The sequence below is a fragment of the Methanobrevibacter arboriphilus genome (assembly GCF_019669925.1).
Classification (GTDB): domain Archaea; phylum Methanobacteriota; class Methanobacteria; order Methanobacteriales; family Methanobacteriaceae; genus Methanobinarius; species Methanobinarius arboriphilus_A.
On record NZ_AP019779.1, the window covers coordinates 525,151 to 541,390 of the forward strand.

General features: G+C 23.8%; 12 protein-coding genes. 6 read left to right on the forward strand and 6 right to left on the reverse strand.

What is annotated here, in order from left to right:
* Positions 1–92: 92 nt before the first annotated feature.
* Complete coding sequence (locus MarbSA_RS02165) at positions 93–1,889, reverse strand: DUF11 domain-containing protein (RefSeq protein ID WP_221061754.1); 1,797 nt, start codon at positions 1,887–1,889, stop codon at positions 93–95.
* A 719-nt stretch (positions 1,890–2,608) separates the two neighbouring features.
* Here MarbSA_RS02165 and MarbSA_RS02170 point away from each other — a divergent pair.
* Entirely contained in the window at positions 2,609–4,168 is a 1,560-nt protein-coding gene (locus MarbSA_RS02170) for an FAD-dependent oxidoreductase (protein WP_221061755.1), read from the forward strand.
* Positions 4,169–4,767: 599 nt separating this feature from the next.
* Here MarbSA_RS02170 and MarbSA_RS02175 read toward each other — a convergent pair.
* Positions 4,768–5,043: a hypothetical protein gene (locus MarbSA_RS02175; protein WP_156314820.1), complete on the reverse strand. Its 276-nt coding sequence runs from the start codon at positions 5,041–5,043 to the stop codon at positions 4,768–4,770.
* Between the two features lie 1,019 nt (positions 5,044–6,062).
* Between MarbSA_RS02175 and MarbSA_RS02180 the strand changes: the two genes are divergently transcribed.
* Positions 6,063–6,824: an MIP/aquaporin family protein gene (locus MarbSA_RS02180; RefSeq protein WP_221061756.1), complete on the forward strand. Its 762-nt coding sequence runs from the start codon at positions 6,063–6,065 to the stop codon at positions 6,822–6,824.
* Positions 6,825–7,207: 383 nt separating this feature from the next.
* Here the strand turns inward: MarbSA_RS02180 and MarbSA_RS02185 are convergent, their stop codons facing one another.
* Positions 7,208–8,431, reverse strand: coding sequence for an FprA family A-type flavoprotein (locus MarbSA_RS02185; protein WP_221061757.1), 1,224 nt, complete (start codon positions 8,429–8,431; stop codon positions 7,208–7,210).
* Positions 8,432–8,870: 439 nt separating this feature from the next.
* Between MarbSA_RS02185 and MarbSA_RS02190 the strand changes: the two genes are divergently transcribed.
* The 4 genes from MarbSA_RS02190 (at position 8,871) to MarbSA_RS02205 (ending at position 12,154) form a co-directional block, all read left to right on the forward strand.
* Positions 8,871–10,256 carry a cyclic 2,3-diphosphoglycerate synthase gene (locus MarbSA_RS02190; RefSeq protein ID WP_054835390.1) on the forward strand — a complete coding sequence of 462 codons (1,386 nt, stop codon included), beginning with the start codon at positions 8,871–8,873 and terminating at the stop codon, positions 10,254–10,256.
* A gap of 116 nt (positions 10,257–10,372) precedes the next feature.
* Positions 10,373–10,837 (forward strand): GyrI-like domain-containing protein, encoded by a 465-nt coding sequence (locus tag MarbSA_RS02195; protein WP_221061758.1) that lies wholly within the window; start codon positions 10,373–10,375, stop codon positions 10,835–10,837.
* Positions 10,838–11,154: 317 nt separating this feature from the next.
* Complete coding sequence (locus MarbSA_RS02200) at positions 11,155–11,682, forward strand: putative ATP-dependent zinc protease (protein WP_221061759.1); 528 nt, start codon at positions 11,155–11,157, stop codon at positions 11,680–11,682.
* A gap of 220 nt (positions 11,683–11,902) precedes the next feature.
* Positions 11,903–12,154, forward strand: a complete 252-nt coding sequence (locus MarbSA_RS02205; RefSeq protein ID WP_042704254.1) for a hypothetical protein — start codon at positions 11,903–11,905, stop codon at positions 12,152–12,154.
* A 710-nt stretch (positions 12,155–12,864) separates the two neighbouring features.
* On the opposite strand, the gene MarbSA_RS02210 is transcribed toward MarbSA_RS02205, so the two are convergent.
* The 3 genes from MarbSA_RS02210 to MarbSA_RS02220 form a co-directional block, all read right to left on the reverse strand.
* Positions 12,865–13,851 carry an NAD(P)-binding domain-containing protein gene (locus MarbSA_RS02210; protein ID WP_221061760.1) on the reverse strand — a complete coding sequence of 329 codons (987 nt, stop codon included), beginning with the start codon at positions 13,849–13,851 and terminating at the stop codon, positions 12,865–12,867.
* Between the two features lie 70 nt (positions 13,852–13,921).
* Positions 13,922–14,908, reverse strand: coding sequence for an alpha/beta fold hydrolase (locus MarbSA_RS02215; RefSeq protein ID WP_221061761.1), 987 nt, complete (start codon positions 14,906–14,908; stop codon positions 13,922–13,924).
* Positions 14,909–15,466: 558 nt separating this feature from the next.
* Positions 15,467–15,781 (reverse strand): UPF0058 family protein, encoded by a 315-nt coding sequence (locus MarbSA_RS02220; protein ID WP_042704259.1) that lies wholly within the window; start codon positions 15,779–15,781, stop codon positions 15,467–15,469.
* Positions 15,782–16,240 lie beyond the last annotated feature (459 nt).

The following is a 16,240-nucleotide window of genomic DNA, read 5'->3' on the forward strand; positions in this document are numbered from 1 at the left end:
TAATATAAAAATTAGGGAAATTTCCCAAAAATAGGGGGAAGGGAAATTTCCCAAAGAATTAAATTTTCATGATTCAAATGCCTAAATATTTTCTATTTTTTAATCTTTGGTCTAATAATTCCAAAAATACTACATAACGCAAGTATTACAAATAATACAGAAATAGGTATCGCAGTCTTCTTCATTGGAACAAGATCACCATAAGCTACAGTATTATTAGTTACAGAGTGATTAGTTGTATTAGTATCATTAGTATGATTATTTCTTTCAACAACCACATCAAAACTAGCATTTAATGTTTTAGATCCTCCATCAAATATTAATTCAGCAGTGTTAACAGTTAATCCTTCTTCTAAGGCTTCAGCTATAATGATAAGTTTTGCAGTATCATTAGGTTCTAAGTCCCCAACAATCCATTTACCATTATCATAATAACCAACAGATGGATTAGCACTGATAAATCTAAGGTTTTTAGGTAATTTGTCTATCACATAAATATCGTATGCAGTTACATCACCAATATTCTTAATAGTGATTGTATATTTAATTAAATCACCTACAAATGTATAGGATACATTTGCTGATTTATTAAATGATAAATTACTGTTAGGCTTTGAATTAATTGTTTTAGTATCATTGTTATTTGTTAAATTAGGATCAAATGTATTAGAAGACACATTAACCTTATTAACAATGTCGCCAGTACCATTAACCTTGAAAGTCAAATACAATATAGCTTCAGCACCATTAGCTAAATCACCAATAGTCCATAAACCAGTATTACTATTAAAACTTCCAACAAGTGTGTTTGCTGAAACAAAGATCAACTTAGAATTCAACAAATCAGACAACTTAGCATTAACAGCTTTATCCGGACCATTATTCTTAACAATTATAGTATAAAGAACATTCTGACCATTATAAGGCTTAGTATTGTTCACAGACTTTTTAACAGACAAATCAGCACTAGCATTAGCACATATAGTCTTACTATCATTGTTATTATCTAAACAAGGATCAAATGTATTAGAAGACACATTAACCTTATTAACAATGTCACCAGTACCATTAACCTTGAAAGTCAAATACAATATAGCTTCAGCACCATTAGCTAAATCACCAATAGTCCATAAACCAGTAGCACTATTAAAACTTCCAACAAGTGTGTTTGCTGAAACAAAGATCAACTTAGAATTCAACAAATCAGACAACTTAGCATTAACAGCTTTATCCGGACCATTATTCTTAACAATTATAGTATAAAGAACATTCTGACCATTATAAGGCTTAGTATTGTTCACAGTCTTATTAACAGACAAATCAGCACTAGGCTTTACCTCTATTTTACAGCTATCTTTTGAATCTTTTTGTCCAGGGGCAGAAGCAGTAGCATTATTAGTAATGTTTCCAGTACCATTAACTTTAAAAGTTAAAATTAGACTTACAGACTGATATCCATTTAAAGTACCAATAGTCCATACACCAGTAACATTATTAAAGCTTCCAACACCACCAGTATTTGCAGAAACAAATATTAGCTTAGGGTTATTCCATGTATCGGTTAATTTAACATTATATATTCTATCATTATTTTTATTTTTGACAGTTATATTATAAACAACGTTTTTTCCATTTAATGGAGTATTATTATTCACCTTTTTTGTAACATTTAAGTCATTTTTATCTGGGGGGCCTGGAGGACCACTTGGAATGTCATTAGCAGAATAATCACTTGTAGCAACATCAAGTTCCGAATTTAAATTATTATTTACATCAGAAGAAGATATTCCTATTTCATTAGACCCCACATCATAACTATTTATGTCAGTATTGTCTGAAGATGCACTAACAGCTGCAACTGATAAAAAAATAACGACAATACTTAACAAAAAAACTATATTTCTTGCTTTAATATTTTCACCTCCCTGAAAATATTATAATATTCTATATGTTTGATATATTATATAATATTATTGAAATATTAAATAATAAACAAATAATAATAAATATATTTATATAAAAATAAGCATATATTATATAATGATGATTTATAAGAGTAATTAAAAACTATTCATATTAATATTAACGATTAACAATATTATATAAATAAAACAATAATATTTCAAAAAAATAATCTAAATATTAGTATTAAATATAACTAAAAAACAAAAACATTAAACAAAGAACAAAAACACTAAATGAAAAACAAAAATATTAAATGAAAAATAAAAATATTAAACAAAAAATAAAAATATTAAATGAAAAAATAAAAATATTAGCTAAAAAACAAAAATATTAAACAAAAAAAGTAAAAAATAATAAAAGAGGAATTATACAAAATAACAATAATCTAAAAAAATAACTTAAAAATAACTTAAAAAATAATTAAAAAAGGAATTTAAAAATGAATCAAAAAATAAAAAAATTATGAAAAATTATAACTAGATAAAATAATTATAACAATAAAATTCTATTCTCAATTAATAAAAGTTCATATGATTAAATAATCTTCATATGATTAAATATTAATTATAATTCAAATATCAATCGAAAGATTAATTATATTACTTTGTATGAACATATTAAATATTAATTAATATATAAGGTGTTGATTTTTATTAGAGAAAAACACTTACCATTTTGGTTAGATAAAGAAGAAACATTAGAATTTCCTACTGTTAAAGATAAAACAAAAGTTGATGTAGCTATTGTTGGAGGAGGAATAGTAGGGATTACAACAGGATTAATGCTTAAAAAACAAGGTTTTAAGGTAGGCATAATAGAATCAAAAAAGATAGCTTCTGATGTAACGGGATCTACAACAGCTAAAATAACAATATCATCAAATTTAGTCTATGATGAGATATTATCTGATTTTGGTTTGGAAATTGCTTTAAAATTCAGAGATGCAAACATATTAGCTTTTGATAAAATATCTGAAATAATTAATGAATATAAAATCGATTGTGATTATGAAAAAATTCCATTATATATCTATTCAACAAATAAGAATAATTATAAAGATATTGAAAAAGAATATAAAGCATTGCAAAAATTAGATATAGATGCAGATTTAACTGATGATTTTCAAATGCCTTTTAATGAAGAATCATTCAAGGAAAATAACGCAAAAAATAATGATAGTGAGAGCAATATTGACATAAATAAAGCTATAAAATATAATAATCAAGCTATATTTCATCCCAAAAAGTATAGTAATGCATTAGTAAAGCTAATACCTGGAGAAGGATCTCATGTATTTGAAAATACTAAAGTAATAGATATTAAAGAAGGTGAAATAAATAGAATAATAACTGAGAAAGGAGATATTTTTGCTGATTCTATTATCATAGCTACAAATTCACCAATATATGACCCAGATTCAACTTTATCATATATGTCCCCAATCAAATCGTATATGTTAGGAGTATATGTAAAAGAAAATATACCTGATTCTATGTTTGTTGATATAAATCCTTTCCATACCTATAGAAAGACTCCAACTAAAAAAGGAGATTTATTAATCATTGCAGGAGAACATCATCATACAGGTAAAAGTAAGGATACTAATGCAAACTTCAAAAAATTAATAGAATATACAAAGAAAAAGTTCAATGTTAATTCCATTGAGTATTTCTGGTCTAATCAAGATAATAAAACTATCGATAGGTTGCCAGTTATTGGAGAGACTTCTCAAAAAGGAATTTATATATCCACTGGGTTTGGTAGTTGGGGAATGGTAAAAGCAACATTAGCAGGAATAATGCTAACAGACTTAATATCAAATAAAAAAAATATTTATGCTGAAGTTTTCTCACCAAAAAGATTTAAAAAACAAAAATCAATAAAGAAAAAATGTAAAAGTAGCTTCAATACAAAAGATTTGAACACAGAAGAATTAAAAATAGTAAAAGATGAAATATTAGATTTAAATCCTGGAGAAGCTAAAATAATTGAACTTCCTAAAAGAAGCATATCTATATATAAAGATTTGAAATCCAATGTTTTTGCACTACAAGGAAACTGTACTCATTATGGATGTAGATTAAGCTGGAATTCAGCAGAAAAAACTTGGGATTGTCCACAACACGGTTCCCTTTTTGATTATAAAGGTAATTCAATTCATGGTCCAGCTATTAAAAACTTAAAATCTTATAAGATTGATTAAGTCAAAATAATAGGTTTAATAATTAAATAAGAGTTATTAAATTCTTATACTAAATTAAACCTTATTTTAATTATTTTATATAATGTCTATTTATAAAGCCTAATTTATTGAATATTAAGACAATATATAAATATGTTCTAATTTATTAATTTTTGTTTCTAATTCTTTATTCAATCCGAAAGTTTTATCAAAATAATAATTAGGTTTATTTAAATTAGAATATTTTTATTATTATGAAAATTATAATAATGATTAATAAAATAATAAGTATATTATAATATTTAAAAAATTAATAAGTTGAATTAAAAAGATTTTTTAATGTAATCAATTAATTATTGATTAATTAAAAATTAATTAAAAATTAATTAAAGATTAATTAAAGATTAATTAAAGATTAATTAAAGATTAATTAAAAAACAAGGTTACTTTTAATATATAAATAACTCCATATAGTAAAAAAGATATTATTATAAAAAGAACTTAATAATAAAAAGTTACTATAAATTTATCTAATGTTAAGTTTATTTAATTTTAAATTTATACTATTAAATTCATATAATAAACTTTTTTATTCAATGATTTTCCCTTTATGAATTTATCTATTCTTTAAAATTATTATTATCTATTTTTAATAACCTTAAAAGCAATACATCATGTTTTAAAATTTTATTTATCTTTTTAATATCACTAAATATTTTTGACTTAATTGAATTTTTTGTTTTTTTAGATTTTTTTGGTCTTTTAGGGTTTTCATAATGCTCAGTGTGTTCCATTAGCTCATTTGAAAGACTTTTTTCAGTGAATGAAATCGGTTCAAAGCTACAAAGTAAATATAGGAACAAAAACACTATAAATAATGTAGTTGTTTTGTTCATGTCAGTAGCCTATATTTTAATATTAGCATAGGTAGCTAATTAGACAGTTTCGAAGTTATCTTTGTTTTTAATCAAAACTAAAGACTTTGACCTCTTGCTTTATTAGAATATATATTATTAGAATATATAATTAAAATAATTATAATTGAATAATATTATAATTGAATAATTCTTAATTTAAAATATTCAAATTATTTTATATAATCTAATTATTTTATATATTTAAAGCATTCATAGGCCAAATTTTATACACTTGCACAAAGATATATTATACCTCAAAATATATAAACTTTACCTTTTGAGAATTTTTATTCCTAAAATGTGAACAAATATTAAAAAACAATTAAAAATGATTAAAAGTATAATTTGAAAATATAATTTTAAAAAGAGATATTCTAATAATTTCTTAAAAAATCTAAGAACAAAATTGGAAAATAAGGATTATTTCAAAAAACATAAAAACAAGAGAGATACATTCGATGAATAAAAGACATTATTAATTAAATTATAATAAGCAATATGCAAAATCTTTCTAACAAAAACTAATTTTTTATTTTATATAGTTTTATTTTATCTATTTTTTATTGTTATCTATTTTTAGCATATTTAATATTTATAATGATCTTTAAGTTATTTTAATTGTTATTCTTATATTTTTTTTATTCATTGTTTTGATGTTGGATTTATATATAATAATAAACATAATCTATAATAGGATGAGGTAGTATAGCTATATTAATTAAAGTAATTATATAATCCAATTATAAATGATTATATTTGAATAAATACAAACAAATTTATTTCCATTTAATAATATAAGTTAATTTAATCAAATAATGTATTATATAAAATATATTCTATTAATTGTATTATCATTTTATTAGTCATATTATTCGTTATTAATAATGATTATTTATTAATTTTTAATATTATGAAATTAAAAGTATTAATATTTAATAAACTCTCCATAATATCTTATTTTTAATATTATGGAAATTAACTACATATGGAGTGATAAAATGGAATATAGTTTAAGTAGAAAAATGATAGCAGAACTTGTTGGAACATTTTTATTAGTATTTTTTGGTACTGGTTCTGCAATAGGCGCAGCATGGATTGTACATACTTATGTTCCAACAGGATCTATTGGAGCGCTTGGAGGTTTTGCAGAATGGCTAGCTGTTAGTTGGGGATTTGGTATCACAGCTATGGCAGTTATCTATACATTTGGAAAAATTTCTGGAGGGCATATAAATCCCGCTGTAACAATTGGATTGTTAGTTACTAAAAGCATTCCTGGTAAAAATGCATCTGGATATATTCTAGCTCAATTTATTGGAGCAATCATTGCTAGTTTATGTCTTCTTGGAATATTTGGTGTTGATATTGGAGCAGGAATTGGAGCTCTTGGTGCAAATGCTCCTGCAACAGGAATAAGTTTTTCACAAGCTATGTTGGCTGAGATAGTCGGTACTTTCTTATTAGTCCTAGTTGTAATGGGAGTAGCTGTTGATAAAAAAGCAGACCCAGGAGTTTATGGATTATCCATTGGTATGGCTATTGGTATTTCTTTAACATTTTTAGGCCATATTACTGGAGGATGTATTAACCCCGCCCGTGGTTTTTCACCATATCTTGTAAACTTTTTAGTTGGAAATCCTGCAGGTTTAATTTGGACTAATTATTTAATATTATTGATTGGACCTATTGTTGGTGGAATTATAGCTGCTTTATTATATAAATTCCTTGCAAACCCCAACTCAAAAGAAATATCTACATAAATTAGTTAAATAACTAATTATTATTTTTTTAATTATTTTAACTAATATCTATTCTTTATATTGATTTAAATCATTTTATCTTTAATTATTAAATATGATTTAATATTAATTATTATTTTTTTATTTTTTGAAGATGTTTTTCCAAGTAATTCATATATTTCTTTAAAAGCTAGATTGTATTGTCTTATCCATGATTAGAATACTTTCTTCTATACAATAATTGCATTAATTTATATCTTTTTCTGAAAATTTTATTTTATTTACAAGTCCCATACTTTTTTAAGCTTGTGAAAACTTGAAATCATTAATTATTGATTTAAAAATTTAAAAAAAGAAATTAAACATTAAAATAATAATAATAATAATAATAAAAAAGAAATTAACTATTCAGATTTCAACTGTTTACCTATTTCTTTTCCAATTTCATAACATTTAAGTAATTCTTCTTCAGTAGGAATATATGTTAAATCATATTGTTCTACTATTTCAAAACCTGCTCCTTGAAGGTCAGCTGTTAGTTTTCTGTTAGCTCCTCCACCCCAACCTTTAGAACCAAATACAACTGCTTTTTTCTGATAACCAGTCTTTTTAAAAGAAAGAGCATTGAAGTAATACATCAAGTCCCCTAAGCTAGGATAAGGGTTATTCATTATAGTAGGACTACCAACAAAAATAGCTTTACTATCAAGAACATCTGTTACAACATCACTCCTACCATCTGTATGTAAAAAATAAGACTTAACTTGGATTCCTTCACTAATAAGACCTTCCATCATAGCATGAGCCATTTTTTGTGTGGAATGGTGCATTGTATCATATAAAAAAGTTACTTTATCTTTACATTCTCCAGAAGCCCATTCTTTATACTTATTAATTAATTTCATAGGTTCTGTTAAAATTTGTCCATGAGATGGAGCAATAGTTTTTATTTTCTCAAGAAGACCTAATTCAACAACTTCATCAAGCTTTCTTAAAACAAGGGGAGAAGAGGGAGTTACTAAATTAGCATAAAACTTTTGTGCATGACTTATTAAGAAATCTTCTGAAATATCAGTATCATATCTTTCACTTGCACAAATATGTTGGCCAAATGCATCATTTGAAAATAATATTCCATCTTGTGCTAAAAATGTGAACATACTATCTGGCCAATGTAACATAGGTGCTTCAAGAAAAGTAAAAGTTTTACCACCAATATCAAGAGTATCTCCAGTTTTAACTACATTCATATCAAAGTTTTCGAGTGAAGGTACATGACTTATAAGACCATTAACAGCCTTAGGAGAACAATAAAGATCTAAATCTGGGAATTTCCTAACAAATTCAGCTAAACATCCACTATGATCATTTTCAATATGATTTTGAATAATTACATCGATTTTTGGCTCTTTACCTTCTTTATTAAAAGCATCATATATTCTTGCCCAAAGCTGTGCAGAAGATCCTGGATACGTATTATCAATTAATACTGTTTTTTCTTCACCAAATACTAAGTAACAATTGTATGTTGTACCATCTAAAGTATATCCATGGTAATCTCTTAAATCCCAATCAAGAACACCAACCCAATATACTCCATCCGCTATTTTAAATGCATCTGCTTTCATATTTCCACCATTTAATATATTTCATTATTTATAGTTATATAATCAATTATATAGATTAAAATATAAATTAATCTAATATTTATTCTATTAATAATGCATTAAATATATTTCTAATCAACTATATTTCCAATTAAATATATTTCTAATTTTAAATATTTAAATCTGTCTCAATTAATCTGTCATTAAATTATTTTCATTAATTGTCTCAATTAATTGATTATTTTTATGTAATTTATGCAATACAAATAAAGATAAATAATACAAATAAAGATAAATAGTTATAAAATGTTATATAACATTGAATATATTTTAATAATAATTAGAAAAAATAATTCACTAAAGCATCTTTATTGAAATATTTCTAAAATTAATATATAAAAAAATATGGAATTAAAGTATAAATTAGTAAATAAGTTAATAAATCTAAAAAAGTGGTTTTATGAAAAATATGGAAAAAATAGTTTGTTTAGTTGATGGAGAACATTATTTACCAGTTACTAAATCTGCAATTGAAATATTAAATAGTTTAGAACATGTAGATGTTGTTGCAACAGTTTTTATTGGAGGAACCGAAAAATTAAGAACAGATAATCCTGAAAGCTATGCCGAAATGATGGGAATGCCCGTACATTTTGGTCCAGATGAAAATGAAATTCCCTATGATTTAATAGTTGAAATGATTAAAGAATATGATGCAGATGTTGTAATGGATTTAAGTGATGAACCAGTACTTGATTACACCAAAAGATTTAAAATAGCTTCAAAAGTGATTAGAGAAGGTGTTTTATACAGAGGACCAGATTTTGAATTTCAACCATTAACAGAATATAAAATACCAACAAAACCATCCATTAAAATACTTGGAACTGGTAAAAGAATAGGTAAAACAGCAGTATCTGCGTTTGCAGCAAGACTTATAGATGAAAACGGTTATGAACCATGTGTTGTAGCTATGGGTAGAGGAGGTCCAGAAGAACCTGAAATTGTAAGAGGAGATGAATTAGAAATTACACCAGAATTTTTAATGGAACAATCTAACAAAGGTGTTCATGCAGCTTCTGACCATTGGGAAGATGCACTTATGAGTAGAATTCTTACCATTGGTTGTAGAAGATGTGGAGGTGGAATGTCTGGTGATGTATTCATGACAAACATGAAAAAAGGTGCTGAGATAGCTAATGAAGTTGAATCAAAATTTATTATATTTGAAGGTAGTGGTGCAGCTGTTCCCCCAGTTAAAACAGACAAACACATTGCATTAATAGGAGCAAATCAACCAATTTTAAATATAACCAATTTTTTCGGACCATTCAGAATAAGTTTAGCTGATTTGATTATTCTTACAATGTGTGAAGAACCAATGAGTACACCTTCAAAGATAAAAGCAATAGAAGAGTTTATAAGTGAAATAAATCCAAATGCAAAAATCATATCTACTGTATTCAGACCTAAACCTCATGGTGATATTAATGGTAAAAATGTGTTGTTTGCTACCACAGCTCCAGATGAAGTAAAAGATGTTTTAGTGAGTCATTTAGAAGAAAATTATGGATGTAAAGTTGTTGGAACTACACCACACCTTTCAAACAGGCCACTTCTTCAAAAAGATATCGAAAAATACATAGGTCATGCGGATGTAATGCTTACTGAACTTAAAGCTGCAGCTGTAGATGTTGCTACTAAAGATTCACTTGAAGCAGGTCTTGAAGTTGTTTATTGTGATAACATCCCAATAGCTATTGATGATGCTTATCCAGATCTTGATGAATCCATTCTTGAAATAGTAGATGGAGCTATTGAAGATTTTAATAAAAAACAATTATAAAAATACATAAACGAATTAATCATAAGGAAATATAAAATAAATACCAAAATTAAATTAAATTAAATATCACGATTTTTATATAAAAGATTATATTAAATTATATAAAAGGAGATAAAATGCCACTTGTATCAAGAATAGAGATTGTAAAAAAATCTAAACAACCAGTAATCTCTATTAAAACCAAAACAAAAATGGAAAATCTGCCTATAGTAATAGGGGAGACCTATGGAAAAATAGAAGAATATCTGAGAGAAATTGGAGAATATCCTGAAGATATTCCTTTTGTAAGGTATTTTAATATGGACATGGAGAATTTAAAAGTAGAAATAGGTTTTCCTGTTTACAAAGAGTTACCTGAAAAAGATGATATAGAATTCAGCTATATAGAAGAGATGAAAGCTGTGTATGGCCTCTATCAAGGACCTTATCAAGAGATGGGAGAAACATACGATGAAATTATGATTTGGATTGAAGATAATGGGATGAAACCTACTGGAATATTTCTAGAAAGCTATTACAATAGTCCAGAGGATGTTTCAGAAGATAAGTTATTAACTAGAATTTTAATGCCCTTAGATTAATAGTTAAATCCTTTTGTTTCTATATTTATCTTTTAATACTCATTTTCATATTTACTTTTTCAATATTTATTTTTTATGCTTATCTTTTTCATATTTATCTTTTTTAAAAGAATTTACAACTATTATCTTTAATGCTTTTTTAAATTATATCAACAATAAATCAACAATAAAAATTTTAAATATTAAAATTCAAAATAACAATGATAATAAAAAATGAAAATATTTCAAAATAATAAAAATATTTCAAAATAATTATGATAATAAATAAAATTTTAAAATAATGATAAAAAGATTAATAAAATAAATAAGGTGTCAATTTGGAAAAAGAAGATATAAAAAAGATTTTGACATTTACAATAAAAGAAAAAGAAATAATAAGAGAATTAAATCTTCCAGAAGAAATTTTTTTGCCACTTTTCTTTTCAGTCCGTTTTGGAGGGGACTGGAGTGTTAATAAAAACTCTAAAAAGTTAATGTCTATAAAAGAAAAAGTAACAGAGTATGATAAAAAAACTAAAATAGGATATACATTAGAGAAAATATACTTATTTGTTAATCCCGAAATTTTATCAAAAGAAGGTAAAATATACAGAATGGAAAAATGTGGAAATAAAAATGAAAGAGAGCTAGTTGAAAGACCATATATAACAAAAGTAAATGGAGAATATATTTTAGAAGCCATTTTAAATCCAAAAGATATGGAAATCTCTGTAAAACATTTGGAAGGGCCTTTAAACTTTTATGGACCTGCTGCATATGGATCTTCTCATGAAATGGAACACCTTGAGAATAATAAAACACAAGGAATTCCTTTTTGGGACTTTAAATACATTTTAAAACATTGAAACTCATGAAAACTTGTAAAAACTTCTAAAAACCTGTAAAAACCTGTGAAAAATCATTACATCTAATAATAACTTATAAAAAACTATAATAAACTTATAAAAACTTATAAAAAACTTAAATATAATTATTTAAAAAATATAAAAAATATTTAATATTTGTAATTAATTAAGAATAGTTTTATTATTAACTAATTACAAATAATTAAAATGATGATTAAAAATGTTGAAGGAAGTTAAATTAAAACTAAGAAAAAATGAGGAAATAATCTATGCAAGATTAGTAGAAGTTTCTAACCCTGATATTTCACCTACTACTGGTTTACTATATGATGTTAAGGTAGATTTAGAAAAAAGGAATGAAATATATAGACATGGATTAAAATTCGATATTACTGATGGTAAAAAAACATTGAAGGAATGTAGAGTGTTTAATATTGATGGAAAATATGTTAAGTTTATATCAACAGAATAGTATGACATAATTTAATACTTTTTGATAAATAGCTACTTTATTTTTATTATTAAATCTTAAATAGATTATATATTAATGTTTTTACACTGAATATACATATTATTGAATATACATCAAAGATATTTATTATTGAATATACTTTGAATCTCATTATCTTAATATTAAAATCTGATTATCTAATACTAGAGATTATCTAATATTAGATATTATTATAAAAATAACCACAACATTTATATAATAAAAATAATAATATAACAATTGTTATAATATATAACATGTCATAGATAGAAAATTGCCATCAATTGACAAAATCTTTTATTCCATAGAATGGTTTTAAATAAGCCTATCAACTCATAATTTAGTCAACCTCAAAGTATTGTTAATTGAGGTTATTTTCTTCCAAATAATTTTATATAAAATCTAAAATATTTTACATGAAAATCAAAGATATATAAAAATCAAACAGAAAAAAAAGTTTAGGTATGCCTAAACATTTATATACTAGAAAAAACAATATTAAGTTTACAGGACAAAAATATATGAACAAAACATTTATGTCCTAAAAGCCCTTAATTAAAAAATTAAAACCTCCACGAAATAGCAGCTTTATCCTCGTATTATAAAACATGACTAAAATGGAATTGAATTTAATTAAGGGCTTTTTCTTCTGCCATATAAAAAAAAATTATAGAATTAAAATAAAAGTATAATTAAGAATAATTTTTATTTAATTCACTCTTAACTTCATCATATCTCTCAAGAAGTAAATCAAAAAGATCATTAATTAATTCATTACTGTTTTTATCTAAATAATTAAGACCAATTTCAGTAATTCCTTTTTTTGTAGAAGTTTTATCAATTATATCAGAAGTACACAAATTATCAGTATCAATCTGAATAAAAGTACTTAAAAAAGTTTTAACTACTATATACTTAGCTTCATCAACATTAATCTTGTTTTTAGATTTTAAATTAGCTATACTAACTAAATTATCGATGATAAGTGAAATAAAAGCTGGAGCACAGCTTGTTAAAATAGTAGCTATTTCAACAGCCCTATCATTATTTTCATCATTACTTAGTTCAAAATCATCAATTATTTGTATGTAACTAAATTCATTGAATATTTCTTCGATTAAACACTTATCAGTGTTTGAAGTGTTATTACTATGTAAAATTAGAGAAATCCCCAATTTATTGTTACATGCATTTTTAAAACAATTAAAAGTATCATTACTACCAATATCACTATTATTATCAATATTATGAATATTATCTACATCTTCATTATTATTAATATTAATAGATTCATTATGATAATTATTAAAAGTAGAAACAATAGAAGGAATAACTTGGCTAACAGAACCCTTATAGAAACTATTTATATTTTCAAAACTTAATCCTGCACATACATGAACAATATGAGAATCATCAGTGAGAAAAGGAGAAATCTGAAATATCAGATCTTTAAATTCAGGAGTTTCAACAAAAATAAAGATTTTATCACAATTTTTAGCTAAATATGTATTATCATCAGTGATAGTAATATCGGGATAATCTTTTTTAAGTTTATTGAGCTTTGATAAAGTTCTATTTGAAATAATCATTTCATTAGGATAGAATATCTTCAAATTAAGAATATTTTCAACTATCATTTTCCCCATATTTCCATATCCAATAAAGCCATACTTTTTCATAAAACCTACACCTTAAAAGATCTATCCTAAAATTATATATCTCTAATTAGATATCCTCAAATATATACCTTCAATTATATATCTCCAAATATATATCTTCAATTAAGTAATCCTTATTATTTAAATTATATGATTTATTACAAATAAAATCTTTAACAACTTCATTAAACCATTCATAATCAATAATATTCCAAAGATGAAGAGATCTATAAACTCCAAAAACATGAGCTTTATTAAAAATATCCTTTATTAAGCTTGCAGATTTTTTAACTTTAGGATACTCTTTTGTTCCAAACAAAACTAAAAGATTTTCACCATTATTATCTCTTTTATTGTTAGTATTATTATTTTTAGAATTTTTTTTATTACTTTTATTATTTTTATACTTGTTATTTTCGTTATTTTTATACTTACTTTTTCTATTGTTTTTATTTTTAGTTTTACTATTTTCGATTTTAGGTATTTTAAATTTTAATGACTCTTTAGTAATTGAATTAAAACTCTCAATTGAAATTTTTTCATTTGATTCTTTTATAAATTCATAATACTTTTTTTCTAAGCCGTATTCAGCTAATAGTGCTTTAATAAGAAATTTATTAGGTTTTTTATCTAAAATATCCATTTTAAATATATTCATCATAGAAACTACATTATTGAAATCATCTTTTTTAGGATCTTCATATAAGTTAACTCCAGATACAATAACATTATCAACTAAAGCAGGATATTTAGATAATAAATATAATGCAATCTGACCACCTAAAGAAACCCCTACTAAATTTACTTTCTTTATTTTATTATTATTTCTAGAATCATAGGCTTTTTCTTGAATCAATTCTTTTATAATTTTTGAAGAGGTTTCTATTGAAAATTCATTCGCGAAATAGCTATTTCCATGGTTTGGAAGATCCAAATATATACAGTGAAAATCTTTAAAATAATCTCTTTGATTTATCCAAACCCAATTACTTAATAAATTAGAGTGTATAAAAACAATTATCTCGTTATTTGAAATTCCTTCTTCTTCAAAATAAAGAATATTTTTCGAATCATTCATTAAAACACCTATATATTCTAATAATTTGTATATTCTAATATATAAAATATAATAAAAATAAATAATAAGAATAATAATAAGAATATAAAAAGAATAATAAAAATAATAAGAATAATAAGAATAATAGAATAAATACTAGTAAAATAGATAGTAATAAGATAAAAATTAATAAAATAAGTATTATTTATAAATAAAGCATCAAAAGTTATTTAACAAAACATTTTAGAAATTCTTATTAAAGTTATTATAAATACCATTAAGCTTAATTATAAAAGCTTATTAAAATATTAAAACTTACTAAATTATGAAAACTTATTAAAATTAGTATAAAAAATTATTAAAATCATTACGAGATTAAAATTATTATGAAAATACATTATAAAATTATAGACATTGCTATAACAATTAAAATCTGTGTCCTAAAAATAGTTCTATTCTTATAATCACTTATTTAAATAATTGGATTAAAATTAAAAATCAATAAAATGTTAAAACAACATATCAATTAAATAAATCCAATTAAAGAAAACTAATTAAAATCTAATTTCAAATATTTTTCTATTTTGACTCAACAGGCACAGGTGCATTTTCAACTTTTAATTCTTTTTTAGAGCGTTTAACAAGTTCTGATAAAGCATTAGAAACATTAGTAGGGACAGAATCATTATCTTCTTTCAAGATAATTTCAGAAATCGTATTTGAAAGCACAAAGATTGCATGCTTATGTTCTGCCTTAGTCCTATGAATATGATGAGGGCTTATATTAAGAGCAATATACTCACTACATGAATTAGGTATCTCACTTTCTGTTTCTAAAAATTTTAAAACATATACTAAAAATTGATGCATCTGAATCATTTCATCTTTATACATAAATAACCTCTTATCACTTCATCATTAAATAGCTACTCTCTTACTATTATAAATTAATGAAATCAATTTCAAGCACTGAGATTTGATAATAATAGCGTATATTATATAAATAATACTCTATACCCAAAATATTAATCAGGTATAATCATATTAATTTAATGTATAATCATTAAGTACTATTTTATATTTATATAAATAACAGTTAATATCTATATAATAATAACATTGTACAAAAGTATTATATAAATTTATAGATTATCTTAAAAGTTTTAAATAAATGCAAAATATAGTAGTCAAAATCATGCATTATTTGAAATATATCAATATTACTTATTAATATTTAGTTAATAATAGTACTATACAATATTTATGTTATATACAATACAAGATTATATAATCTTAAATATTCTCAAAAAAAACTATATGTGTTCCTATCTCAATACAATATTTGTACTATAA

What these genes read in the sequence shown, in the direction of transcription:
- MarbSA_RS02190 (WP_054835390.1), top strand. Translation starts at nt 8,871, where the DNA reads ATGAAAAATATGGAAAAAATAGTTTGTTTAGTTGATGGAGAACATTAT.
- MarbSA_RS02185 (WP_221061757.1), bottom strand. Translation starts at nt 8,431, where the DNA reads ATGAAAGCAGATGCATTTAAAATAGCGGATGGAGTATATTGGGTTGGT.
- MarbSA_RS02215 (WP_221061761.1), bottom strand. Translation starts at nt 14,908, where the DNA reads ATGAATGATTCGAAAAATATTCTTTATTTTGAAGAAGAAGGAATTTCA.
- MarbSA_RS02195 (WP_221061758.1), top strand. Translation starts at nt 10,373, where the DNA reads ATGCCACTTGTATCAAGAATAGAGATTGTAAAAAAATCTAAACAACCA.
- MarbSA_RS02205 (WP_042704254.1), top strand. Translation starts at nt 11,903, where the DNA reads ATGTTGAAGGAAGTTAAATTAAAACTAAGAAAAAATGAGGAAATAATC.
- MarbSA_RS02180 (WP_221061756.1), top strand. Translation starts at nt 6,063, where the DNA reads ATGGAATATAGTTTAAGTAGAAAAATGATAGCAGAACTTGTTGGAACA.
- MarbSA_RS02210 (WP_221061760.1), bottom strand. Translation starts at nt 13,851, where the DNA reads ATGAAAAAGTATGGCTTTATTGGATATGGAAATATGGGGAAAATGATA.
- MarbSA_RS02175 (WP_156314820.1), bottom strand. Translation starts at nt 5,043, where the DNA reads ATGAACAAAACAACTACATTATTTATAGTGTTTTTGTTCCTATATTTA.
- MarbSA_RS02220 (WP_042704259.1), bottom strand. Translation starts at nt 15,781, where the DNA reads ATGTATAAAGATGAAATGATTCAGATGCATCAATTTTTAGTATATGTT.